Annotated in this window: 9 protein-coding genes; 6 read left to right on the top strand and 3 right to left on the bottom strand. The window is 64.5% G+C overall.

The genetic code is table 11. The features are described from left to right. Positions 1 to 165: 165 nt before the first annotated feature. Positions 166 to 924, bottom strand: a complete 759-nt coding sequence (locus tag CEY09_RS18160; protein WP_006224558.1) for a hypothetical protein — start codon at positions 922 to 924, stop codon at positions 166 to 168. 232 nt (positions 925 to 1,156) lie between these two features. Here CEY09_RS18160 and fghA point away from each other — a divergent pair, with 232 nt between their 5' ends. The 3 genes from fghA to rpoH all read left to right on the top strand — a co-directional run bounded on the left by fghA (position 1,157) and on the right by rpoH (position 3,888). After that, the gene (gene fghA, locus CEY09_RS18155; protein WP_088589738.1) at positions 1,157 to 2,023 is read left to right on the top strand and encodes an S-formylglutathione hydrolase; all 867 of its coding nucleotides are present in this window, start codon (positions 1,157 to 1,159) and stop codon (positions 2,021 to 2,023) included. 99 nt (positions 2,024 to 2,122) lie between these two features. After that, positions 2,123 to 2,812 (top strand): hypothetical protein, encoded by a 690-nt coding sequence (locus CEY09_RS18150; RefSeq protein WP_006224560.1) that lies wholly within the window; start codon positions 2,123 to 2,125, stop codon positions 2,810 to 2,812. 155 nt (positions 2,813 to 2,967) lie between these two features. Next, the gene (rpoH, locus tag CEY09_RS18145; protein ID WP_377785555.1) at positions 2,968 to 3,888 is read left to right on the top strand and encodes an RNA polymerase sigma factor RpoH; all 921 of its coding nucleotides are present in this window, start codon (positions 2,968 to 2,970) and stop codon (positions 3,886 to 3,888) included. Between the two features lie 317 nt (positions 3,889 to 4,205). On the opposite strand, the gene cpdA is transcribed toward rpoH, so the two are convergent. Next, positions 4,206 to 5,042, bottom strand: coding sequence for a 3',5'-cyclic-AMP phosphodiesterase (gene cpdA, locus CEY09_RS18140; RefSeq protein ID WP_088589737.1), 837 nt, complete (start codon positions 5,040 to 5,042; stop codon positions 4,206 to 4,208). A gap of 197 nt (positions 5,043 to 5,239) precedes the next feature. Here cpdA and CEY09_RS18135 point away from each other — a divergent pair, with 197 nt between their 5' ends. Continuing rightward, the gene (locus CEY09_RS18135; protein ID WP_088589736.1) at positions 5,240 to 7,963 is read left to right on the top strand and encodes a cation:proton antiporter; all 2,724 of its coding nucleotides are present in this window, start codon (positions 5,240 to 5,242) and stop codon (positions 7,961 to 7,963) included. 1 nt (position 7,964) lies between these two features. On the opposite strand, the gene CEY09_RS18130 is transcribed toward CEY09_RS18135, so the two are convergent. Next, positions 7,965 to 8,771: an NUDIX hydrolase gene (locus CEY09_RS18130; RefSeq protein WP_088589735.1), complete on the bottom strand. Its 807-nt coding sequence runs from the start codon at positions 8,769 to 8,771 to the stop codon at positions 7,965 to 7,967. 290 nt (positions 8,772 to 9,061) lie between these two features. Between CEY09_RS18130 and coxB the strand changes: the two genes are divergently transcribed. Next, the gene (coxB, locus tag CEY09_RS18125; protein ID WP_088589734.1) at positions 9,062 to 10,219 is read left to right on the top strand and encodes a cytochrome c oxidase subunit II; all 1,158 of its coding nucleotides are present in this window, start codon (positions 9,062 to 9,064) and stop codon (positions 10,217 to 10,219) included. 102 nt (positions 10,220 to 10,321) lie between these two features. Further along, a complete protein-coding gene (ctaD, locus tag CEY09_RS18120; protein ID WP_006224566.1) occupies positions 10,322 to 11,929 on the top strand; it encodes a cytochrome c oxidase subunit I in 1,608 nt (535 codons plus the stop codon). Positions 11,930 to 11,936 lie beyond the last annotated feature (7 nt).

The raw sequence follows: 11,936 nt of genomic DNA, 5'->3' as shown, positions 1-11,936 counted from the left end.
CCCAATTTTCGCTTTATACGTCCCCATTTAAATAGGGTGTTCAGCTGCGAAATATCAACCGCGTGATGTGGCGAAAAATGCACAGGCTCGCCCCGGCGGCGCCGAAAGAGGCTGCCGGAAAGAACTCCGCCAAAAAGAAAACCCGCCATAAAGGCGGGTCGGTTGTCAGGAGGTTGTGGTCGGCGTGGATGTCGGCGGGGCGGCGGAGCCGGACTCGGCGTCCGCCGGGGCAGCCGGCTTCTTGCGCGGCCGGCCACGCTGGCCGGGTGCGACGCGCCGGCTGGCCGTATGGGCGAGGCTTGCGATGAAGCTTGCGCCGCCCAGCGCCCATTGGCCCGAAACGGCTTGATCGATGCGCTGCGTTTCCTCGCGCGACAAGCCGTCCTGCAGGCGTTTGCGGTAATTGGCTTGGCGATCGAACGGCGTATTGCCGCACGCCCAGTAATCGGCGTGATCAGATTGCCACTGCGCGGGCGCCGCCGTCGTATTGCCGGTGTGGCTGGCCGCCGAGGACCAGGGCCACGAATCGGGATCTTGCGAGGCGCCGCTGCGCACCGGGTAGGTTTCCAGCCAGACCAGCGCGGGCAAGACCCAGGCACCAGGTTCCAGCAGCGCGGATCGGTATCGGCCCGCGAACACCCGGCCGCCGCGCAAGCGCGCCGCCAGATTGCGGCCCAGCGTCTGCATCAGCCTGGGCAGGCCTTCTTCGTCGGCCGGTGTGGCCAGCAGCAGGATGCGGTCGTTGGCAAGCAGCCAGCCGTGAACCGAGACCCGATGGCGTTGGGCGGATTCGCCCAGCCACGTGGCCAGTTGGTTCAGGATATCGGCGGGCGCGGGCTGCGATGGCGCGGCCAGCGGCGAAATGAAGTTGGCCTGCACCAGTTGGGGCAGCCCGGGGGCGTACAGACGGGGCAGACGGGCCATAGTGTCAGGGCTTGCGTATCTGGAAGAACGGGTTGTCTTCGCTCACGGTATATAAATAGTGCCACGGTGGGCGCTGGTCAAGTCCCGTGATCACAATATGGGCACGGAATCGTTTCTTTTTTTACCGCCGGGCCCGTATGAGGGGCAGGTTAACATTTGGCGACGGAACGTCGTACCGTGGATATACCCTAACCCGCAGACGTTTTTTTCACCCCCTGACCGGAGAAAATCCATGCCTGTGGCCTTGGAACTCATTTCCCAACATCGGTGCTTTGGCGGCACGCAGCGCTACTACCGCCATGACTCCGCCGCCATCGGCCTGCCCATGCGTTTTTCGGTCTACGTGCCGCCGCAAGCCGAGCATGGCCCGGTGCCGGTGCTGTTCTATCTGGCGGGGCTGACCTGCACGGAAGAGACCTTCATGATCAAGGCGGGCGCCCAGCGCTTGGCGGCCGAACTGGGCGTCATGCTGGTTGCGCCCGACACCAGCCCGCGCGGCGCGAATGTGCCCGGCGAAGACGAAAGCTGGGATCTGGGCACGGGCGCCGGTTTCTACGTGGACGCCACCACGCCCGCCTGGCGCGACCACTACCGCATGTACAGCTACGTCACTGACGAACTGCATGGCATCGTCACCGGCGGCGCCCTGCCCGGCGACGCGTCGCGCACAGGCATTTTCGGCCACTCCATGGGCGGCCACGGCGCGCTGGTGCTGGCGCTGCGCAACCCCGGCAAGTTCCGTTCGGTGTCGGCGTTTGCACCCATTGCCGCGCCCAGCCTGTGCCCGTGGGGCAAGAAAGCGTTCGGCGCCTATCTGGGCGAGAACGTCCAGGACTGGGCCGCGTACGACGCGTCGGCCCTGATGCGCGGTCTGACCCGCCCCTTCCCCGACGGCATCCTGATCGACCAAGGCGAATCAGACCAATTCCTGGCCGAGCAGTTGTATCCCGACGTATTCGAGGCGGCCTGCGCCGCCGCCGATCAGCCGCTGACACTGCGCCGCCAGGCCGGTTACGACCATGGCTACTACTTCATCTCGACCTATATCGAGGATCACATCCGGTTTCACGTCGAACGGCTTGGAAAACCGGCAGCCTGAAAACGCGCTTCTATACTGGGGAGCCTGCCGCGGCAGGCTCGTGGCGCCCTGCGCGCGCCGGGCTGGGACCCGCGGTTTCCTTGAATAGGAACGCCTGATTTGATCAACGGTATCGCTCCCTTCGTCTGGATCCTTCTGGGCGCCGTCGTCGTCCTGCTGCCGGGCCTGGCCATGCTGCTGGGCCGGGGCGGCCCCCGCGACGAACGCGGCCGCAAGATGTTCCAGTTCCGGCCGGTGCGGCGCCTGTTCGGCCTGATGCTGGTGTTGCTGGGATGCGTGTCGGGGTTGCTGGCGCTGTCGCTGGTCCAGTTCTTCCGCCTGACCACGGACGAATCCGTGGCCCGCATCGAGGTGCGCCAGCAGGCCGAAGGCCAGTTCCAGGTCACGGCCACGGCGCCGGGCATCAGCCCCAAGCAATACGTGCTGTACGGCGACCAGTGGCAGATCGACGCCCGGGTCGTGCGCTGGAAACTGCCCGCGCTGATGGCCGGCGTGCCGCCGCTGTACCGTCTGGAGCGCTTGTCAGGACGCTATAGCGATACGGCGCGCGAGGCGTCGGCGACCCGCTCGGTCCATGCGCTGGATGACTGGCCGGCCCCCGACCTGGGGTCCTTGAAGAAAAGTTTTCCGAACTGGTTCCCCTTTGTCGATGTCCAATTTGGAAGCGGGGCCTACATGCCGCTGTTCGATGGCGCGAAATACCAGGTGTTCATGGACCCCCGCGGCGCCTTGTTCGTCCGCCCGGACGGCGAAGCGACCGCAGAAGGCCTGAAGCGCCTGGGTTGGTAGGGCCGTCGCACAGGCACCCGCAGTCCACTCACGGCTGAGATGTCGTGCGAATGGACGAGCAAAAAATAAACAGGGACAAAATGTCCCGGTGAAACTTTGACGCACCGCAATAGTCGAATTAGCACTCCCTTTACTAGAGTGCTAACATCGAATCCATGTCGTTACCCCTTCGCTTTCCGGAGACCCCCGCTATGAAACAACCCAGTACCTCGTTGGCCGCTTCCGGCAACGCCCTGGCGTTGGCCATTGCCAATCCGGGCGCACTTGGCACGATCGACGCGTATATCTCTTCGGTCAACCGCCTGCCGGTCCTGTCCGCCGAGCGTGAAACCGAGCTGGGCCGTCGCCTGCGCGACCAGGAAGACCTGGGCGCGGCGCGCGAGCTGATTCTGTCTCACCTGCGCCTGGTGGTGTCGGTTGCTCGCCAGTACCTCGGATATGGCTTGCCGCACGCCGACCTGATCCAGGAAGGCAACGTCGGCCTGATGAAGGCCGTGAAGCGTTTCGACCCCGAGCGCGGCGTGCGCCTGGTGTCGTTCGCCGTGCACTGGATCAAGGCCGAAATCCACGAATACATCATCCGCAACTGGCGCCTGGTCAAGGTGGCTACCACCAAGGCCCAACGCAAGCTGTTCTTCAACCTGCGCAGCATGCGCCCCGATGGCCAGACGCTGGACCCGGAACAGGTCGATCACATCGCGCGCGAACTGAACGTGCGCCGCGAAGACGTGAGCGAAATGGAAGTGCGCCTGTCCGGCCGCGACATGTCGCTGGAAAACCAGGACGACGACGACGATAGCTATGCGCCCATCGCCTACCTGTCCGACGACGGCCGCCAGGAACCCACGCGGGTGCTGGAACGCGCTGCGCGCGACGAGTTGCAGAGCACGGGGCTGAATACCGCGCTGGAAGCGCTGGACGCCCGTTCGCGCCGTATCGTCGAGGCCCGCTGGCTGCAAGACGACGGCGGCGCTACGCTGCACGAACTGGCGCAGGAATTCGGCGTGTCGGCCGAACGCATCCGCCAGATCGAAGCCGCTGCCTTGAAGAAGATGCGCGGCAACCTGGCCGCCTGATCCGCCGGGTTCCACCCGCTGCATCAATCAGCAAGAAGGGCCGCGCAAGCGGCCCTTTTCTTTGCACGCGACCGCCCGGGCATGCTGCGGCGGCACAAGCGCCACAATCGATCAATAAATTGATACAAATTTGGCCCTTAATTTTGCGTGATTGCAGAAACTTAATGGGGATCGCGCCGACTAACTTCATGTAGACCGCGAACTTCGGTTAGCAGTCTTGTCATCCGTCTCGGCTTCTCCTCTTTCCCCTCCCCTATGAGACGGATGCTTGCGGGGCACCATGCATATCTTGGTGCCCCGTTTTTTATGCCCGCTCGTTATGCGGCTTGCGCGTCGTCCGGCGCCAGCGCCGTATGCCATAGCGCGTCCTGCACGCGACGCACGCCGGTGGCCATCGACCCGTCTTCATAGAGTTTGATCCAGCGGTAGCCGGGCGCCATGTTGTCGACCACATGCTTGCCGTCGCGGATGCTGAACTGAAAGCAGGTTGACGGCGTGGCCAGCATGCGCAGGTTGTGGCGGCGGCGGTCGAACTCATGATGCACATGTCCCCACAGCAGCACGCGCGCCTGCGGAAAGCGGGCCAGGCGCTTGAACAGCGCCTGCGGATTGTCGATCATCATCGAGTCATGCCAGTGGCTGTCTATCTGCATCGGGTTGTGATGCATCGCGACCAGGGTGTGGCGGCCGGGCGCGTCCGCCAGGGCGGCCTCAAGCAGGTCCAGCTGGCTGTCGGGCAAGTGGCCGGCATTGGAGCCGGGCACCGTGGTGTCCAGCGCCACGACGCGCCAGGCGCCGACGTCGGTTACCGGCGCCGACCATTGCGGCAATTCCTGGCGCAGCACGGCCGGCTGATCGTGATTGCCCGGCAGGCAGCGGATCTGCGCGCGGGCCAATGCCTCGGACTCGCCCAGGATGGCGGCAAAGCGCCGGTAGGAAGCCGCTTCCCCGTCTTGCGACAGGTCGCCCGTGGCCATCAAGAGGTCGGGGTGCTTGCCGTCGGCCTGGATCTGGCGCAGCACGGCGCGCAGGCTCGCATCGGTATTGACGCCCAGCATCGCGGTGTCGGGTTCGCCGAACAAATGGCAGTCGGTCAGCTGGACGAGCATGGCGGGCGCGTGTTGGCGCCGGGCCAGGGAATGGACGCGGGGCAAGTGCCGCTCCTGCGAAGTGGATACCGTTTGCACATTACCCAAAAAACAGGGCGTGGCGCATATTTCTTGCCCGGCTTGGGGTAACGAAACGTGCGTTCTTCATGATTCTCCTTCGTTTGCCGGCAGGAGCCTGGGAAAAAAGCCGCTATTCTTGGGGAACTTCACACACGCTTCATGATCGGGACGCGGCGCTATCCATGGATGTAGGTTTTCTTGTTTTCGGCTTGGCCGGTTTGCTCACACTGGTCTGCTTCATGCCACCGCTGGCCGGCCGCCTCAAGCTGCCGTACTCGGTGCTGCTGGCTATCGTCGGCTGTCTGCTGGGCATCATCATTCACGTGCACGGCTGGGCGCCCAGCTGGATCGGCGACTTCCTCGATTCGCTGGAACGCTTCGAGATCTCGTCTGAAACCTTCCTGATGGTGTTCCTGCCGGTGCTGCTGTTCGAGACGGCGCTGTCGATGAACGTGCGCCGCCTGATGGACGACATCGGCCCCATCCTGATGATGGCCATCGTGGCCGTGGTGGTATGTACAGTGGTGGTCGGGGTGACGCTGGACGCGATCTCGCCCTACGGCTTGGTGGTCTGCCTGCTGCTGGGCGCCATCGTCGCCACGACCGACCCGGTCGCGGTGGTCGGCATCTTCCGCGAAGTCGGCGCGCCCAAGCGGCTGACGACGCTGGTCGAAGGCGAAAGCCTCTTCAACGACGCGGCGTCCATCGCCTTGTACTCCGTGCTGCTGGCCGTGCTGAGCGGCCACGGCGAACTGACCGTCAGCGGCATCTTCAACGACTTCATCGTGCACTTCATCGGAGGCGGCCTGGCCGGCTTTGCGATGGGGCGGCTGGCCTGCTTCCTGTTCGCATGGCTGCGCGGCTTTCCCACGGCCGAGATCACGCTCACCCTGACGCTGGCCTACCTGTCCTTCTTCATCTCCGAGCACTACCTGAACGTGTCGGGCGTAGTCGCCACCGTGATCGCGGGCCTGGTGGTGGGGTCGACGGGCCGCACGCGCATGTCGCCCACCACCTTCGAATACCTGTCCAGCGCCTGGGAACAGTTCGGGTTCTGGGCCAATTCGCTGATTTTCCTGTTCGCGGCCATGCTGATTCCCAAGCTGATGGCCGCCGCCGATTGGCAGGAACTGGTGCTGGTGGCCGTGGTGTTCGTCGCGACGCTGATCGCGCGCGCCATCGTGGTGTTCGGCCTGCTGCCGCTGCTGGGGCTGACCCGGCTGGGCACCAAGGTCAGCAACCCGTACAAGGTGGTGATGCTCTGGGGCGGACTGCGCGGGGCCGTGTCCCTGGCGCTGGCGCTGGCGGTCACGGAGCAAACCGGGGTGCCTGAAGAGGCGCGCCAGTTCATCGCTGTGGCCACGACCAGCTACGTGTTGCTTACCCTGTTCATCAACGGCATCAGCCTGCGGCCGCTGATCCGCATGCTGGGCCTGAATCAGCTGTCTTCGGTGGAACGCACCATCCGCAATCAGGCCTTGGCCGTGGCGCTGGAAGACCTGCAAGGCAAGACCGACGAAGTGGCCAAGACCGAGCATATCGGCACCGAGGTCCGTGACCGCATCCGCGCCGTGTTCGACGCCAGCCTGACCAGCGTGCATGACGGCCAGGTCGGCCAGATGAGCGACGAACAGCGCGTGGCCGTGGGCCTGGCCATCGTGGCCCAGCGCGAAGAGGAAATGTTCTTCGACATTCTGAAGGCGCAGATCGTGGACTGGCGCATGGCCGAGGCCCTGCTGGCGCGGGCCGAACGGCTGGAGGACGCCATCCGCCTGGGCGGCGTGCCGGGCTTTGAACGCGCCATCGTGGCGGACGTGCGCTATTCCACGGGCTTTCGCCTGGCGCTGCGCATGCATTACCTGTTTGGCTTTCAGGGCTGGTTGGCGCGCGAACTGGGCCAGCGGTTCGCCAACCTGATGAGCAAGCGCTCCGTCGCGCAGCGGCTGATCGTGTTCGCGCGCGAGCAGGTCACGCCCCTGTTGGGCGAAGCGGCCACCCAGCGCATCGTGTCGCTGCACCAGCGCCGCCTGGACTTGATTGAAAGCGCCATGCAGGCGTTGAACCTGCAGTACCCCTCGTACGCGCAGTGGCTGCAGGAAAGCTACCTGGGCCGCGTCGCGCGCGAACTCGAGCGCATCCGCTACCGCGACATGCTTGAGCAGTTCCTGATCAGCGGTGAGGTCTATGCGGACCTGATGGCGCAGTTGAAGAGCCGCTGGGCGCATATCGACACGCACCCGCCGCTGGATATCGAAATGAGCGCGTCCGAACTGATCAAGCGCGTGCCGCTGTTCGAAGGCCTGTCGCCCGATTCGCTGCGCGCGATCAGCAAGCTGCTCAAGCCGCGGCTGTCGTTGCCCGACCAGCGCGTCCTGACCCAGGGCCGCCATGGCGAAGAGATGTGCTTTGTGGCGTCTGGCGCCGTGGCCGTGCATCTGCCCGACCACACGATGATCGAACTGGGCAGTGGCGAGTTCTTCGGTGAATTGGGCTTGCTGGGCGAACAGCAGATCACGCCGGACGTGACGTCGCTGGGCTACAGCAAGCTGCTGATGCTGTCTTCGCGCGATTTCCACGCCCTGCTGGCGCGCGACGAGCACTTGCGCGAGCGCATCCAGGTCGTGGCCAAGCAGCGCCTGCGCGCGATCGAGGTCTGGAAGCAGTTCTCGCAGGCGTCCGCCGCGGCAGCCGCGCCGACTCCCGCGCCGGTCTCGGCCCCAAGCCCGGCCCAGGCTGCCGAAGCGGCCGAAGCCGCGGGCGCCGAGGCGCCAGCACCGAAGGTATCGGACGAGTCTGACGTCAAGGTGGCAGGTCCTCATCCGCAGCCTGCCGCCAAAGCCGACCCATCCGACTCACCGGAGCCGTCGTCCGGCATGCTGGGCGAGCCGGGGGTTGCCCCCCGCTGATTCAGATCTGGCCGGCGGCCTGGCGCTGCATGATGTCTTCGATGATCACCAGCGCCGCTTCCAGCGTGAATTCGCCGTCGGCGACCTGCTTGATGGCGGTCGCCACGTCTACCGTGGCGATCTGCATGACTTCGCCGTCCCGGTTGGCGGGGCGGGCGTCGGCCGCCAGCACGCAGGTGCTGGTCAGCACGTCTTCCACCTGATAGCCCTCGGGCAGCCGGCGGTGGATGCGCAGGATGGTGCGCAAGGGCGTGCGCTGGGCCAGGTCGGGCGCGTCCAGGCCCGCTTCTTCGCCGCATTCGCGCAGCAGCGCCAATTCCAGGTCTTCGCCGCAGCCTGCCAGGCCGCCCACCAGAGTGTCCCACATACCGGGATCGGTGGACTTGCTGAGCGCGCGCCGCGCGACCCACAGCCGCCCGTCGGGCGTCCAGGCGTTCAGGTGCACCGCCTTGGTCAAGAGGCCCAGGGGCCGCACCGCCGCGCGTTCGATCACGCCCAGCGGTTGTTCGCCGTCCATCACGTCCAGGAGTTCGTCGCGCCAGCCGCGCAGGCAGTTGGCCTGGCGCAACAGTTCCGCGGCATTTTCCAGCACGGCGTTCAGCGCGGCGCCCGGGGTCAGGTCCTGGCCGATGCGCAGCGTCGTGTCGTCGCAGGCCACACCGGGTGCGTCGCGCAGCGCGTCGCACGCCGCGTGCGTGGCCCAGCCGCAGCGGCGGCCCGCAATATATAAAGCGTGCGCGCCCTCCGGGGCGGGTTCCTGCGCGCGGGCGCACAGGTCGGCATACAAATCGGGCAACTGCTTGGGCATCGTCGGGCGCCGTGATGAGGTTGGCGGTGATTTTATGCCACCCTGTTTATGGCGTGAGGTCAAGGGGCGCGTGCAGATGGGGGCGAGCCCCATGAAATCAAGAGGCCCGTCTTACATCTGTTTGCGTGTCCGCTATAATCCGCCAGTTTCTTTGTGATTTCGAGTGGGAATGCGGGGGCCGCTCTATCTCCCTGCCTAGCCCTGCCATCTAATAATTGCGCGTAGTCCTGTTGAAGTGACACTCGTGCCACTAGGCGACAAGGGCCCTCGCGCCGTGTTTCGAGGTAAGCATGAAGAAGTGGAGAGGGATACTGGGGGCTTGTGCGATGCTGATTGGCAGCGTGGCCAGCGCTCAGGTGCAAGACATGCCCGGCGGCCCGAAGGTCAATCAGCTGAACCTGCATGAAGGTGTCACGGCGATTTCGCGCGACATCATGTGGCTGCATTGGTTGCTGCTCACGATCTGTATCGTGATTTTCATCGGTGTGTTCGGGGTGATGTTCTACTCCATCTGGGCACACCGGAAATCCCGGGGGCACAAGGCCGCGACCTTCCATGAGCATCTGGGCGTGGAAGTCGCCTGGACGGTCATCCCCTTCATCATCGTCATCGCCATGGCGCTACCGGCCACCAAGACGGTCGTGGCCATGAAAGACACCTCAAGCGCCGACCTGACCATCAAGGTCACGGGCTATCAATGGAAGTGGGGCTACGAATACCTCGACGGCTCCGCCGCCGGCGTCAAGTTCCTGTCCACGCTGTCCACGCCCCGCGCGCAGATCGAGAACCGCGAGCCCAAGGGCGAGTTCTATCTGATGGAAGTGGACAACCACATGGTGGTCCCCGTGGATAAGAAGGTCCGGGTCGTGCTGACCGCGGCCGACGTCATCCACTCCTGGATGATCCCCGACTTCGGCGTCAAGCAGGATGCCATCCCCGGCTTCCTGCGCGACACCTGGTTCCGCGCGGAAAAGCCTGGCATCTATCGGGGCCAGTGCGCGGAGCTCTGTGGCAAAGACCACGCCTTCATGCCCATCGTCGTGGAAGTCCTGGCGCAAGCCGACTACGATAAGTGGGTTGAAGACCAGAAAAAGAAGATGGCGGCAAACGCCGACGATCCTAATAAAGAGTGGACGGAAGCCGAACTGGTTGCCCGTGGCGAGAAGGTTTTCGCCGCCAATTGCGTTGCCTGTCACCAGGCCAACGGCAAGGGCATCCCGGGTAGCTTCCCACCGCTTGACGGAGACAAGGTTGTTCTGGGCCCCAAGGCGGACCAGATCAACACCGTGCTCAAGGGCAAGCCCGGCACCGCGATGGCGGCATTCGGCGGGCAGCTCAATGATGTCGAGATCGCAGCGGTCATCAGCTATACGCGCCATGCCTGGAGCAATGCAGGCAAGGGGCAGGACCCGACGGTTCTACCGAAGGACGTCGCGGCTGCGCGTTGATCGCGCACCCACGTTCCCACCGTTAGAACCGGTTCCGTTTAGTTAGAGATACCCTGCCGTCCCCGTGGAACGGGGGCGGCACTCAGCAGGAAGGAGTCCATCATGAGCAGCGTCACTGTAGACCACGTGTCGCCGGGCCACGGCCACGGTCACGATGACCACCACCACGCCATGCCCACGGGCTGGCGCCGCTGGCTATTCGCCACGAACCATAAAGACATCGGGACGATGTATCTCATCTTCTCGTTTGCCATGTTGCTGGAAGGCGGCACGCTCGCCTTGCTGCTGCGCACCGAACTGTTCGAGCCGGGCCTGCAGTTCTTCCGCCCCGAACTGTTCAACCAGTTCACGACCATGCACGGCATCATCATGGTGTTCGGCGCCATCATGCCGGCGTTTGTGGGCTTTGCGAACTGGATGATCCCGATGCAGATCGGCGCATCCGACATGGCGTTCGCGCGCATGAACAACTTCAGCTTCTGGTTGCTGCCGGTGGCCGCGATCATGCTGACGGCGTCGTTCTTCGTGCCGGGCGGCGCCACCGCCGCGGGCTGGACGCTGTATGCGCCGCTGTCCCTGCAGATGGGTCCGGGCATGGACCTGGGCATTTTCGCGATGCACATCATGGGCGCGTCCTCGATCATGGGCGCGATCAACATCATCGTGACCATCCTGAACATGCGCGCACCCGGCCTGACGCTGATGAAGATGCCGCTGTTCTGCTGGACCTGGCTGATCACCGCGTTCCTGCTGCTGGCCGTGATGCCGGTGCTGGCCGCGGCCATCACCATGGTGCTGACCGACCGCCACTTCGGCACGGGCTTCTTCAACGCGGCCGCCGGCGGCGACCCCGTCCTGTACCAGCACGTGTTCTGGTTCTTCGGGCACCCCGAGGTCTACATCATGATCTTGCCGGCGTTCGGGATCGTGTCGGCCATCGTGCCTGCGTTCGCCCGCAAGAAGCTCTTCGGCTACGCCTCGATGGTGTACGCCACCGCCTCCATCGCCGTGCTGTCGTTCATCGTGTGGGCTCACCACATGTTCACGACGGGCATGCCGGTGACGGGTCAGCTCTACTTCATGTACGCCACCATGCTCATCTCCATCCCCACCGGGGTGAAGGTGTTCAACTGGGTCGCCACGATGTGGCGCGGCTCGATGACGTTCGAGACCCCGATGCTGTTCTCGATCGGCTTCATCTTCGTGTTCACGATGGGCGGCTTCACGGGGCTGATCCTGTCGGTGGCCCCGATCGACATCCAGGTCCACGACACCTATTACGTGGTGGCGCACTTCCACTACGTGCTGGTGGCGGGTTCGCTGTTCGCGCTGTTTGCCGGCGCCTACTACTGGGTGCCGAAGTGGACCGGCCGCATGTACAGCGAAAAGCTGGGCAAGCTGCATTTCTGGTCGACGCTGATCTCGTTCAACGTGACCTTCTTCCCGATGCATTTCCTGGGTCTGGCCGGCATGCCGCGCCGGTATGCCGACTACGCCGCGCAGTTCACGACGTTCCACCAGATGGCCACCATCGGCGCGTTCTGGTTCGGCCTGTCGCAGCTGATCTTCCTGTGGGCGATCCTGCGCTGCTACATGGGCAAGGGTGAAGTCGCCGCCGCGAAACCGTGGGAAGGCGCCGAAGGGCTGGAATGGACGGTGCCGTCGCCCGCCCCGTTCCATACCTTCGAAACCCCGCCCGAAGTGAAGTGAACAAGCC

This window comes from Achromobacter marplatensis (genome assembly GCF_002209535.1).
GTDB classification, from domain to species: Bacteria; Pseudomonadota; Gammaproteobacteria; order Burkholderiales; family Burkholderiaceae_B; genus Achromobacter; species Achromobacter marplatensis.
This window is presented reverse-complemented; position numbering and strand designations above follow the sequence as displayed.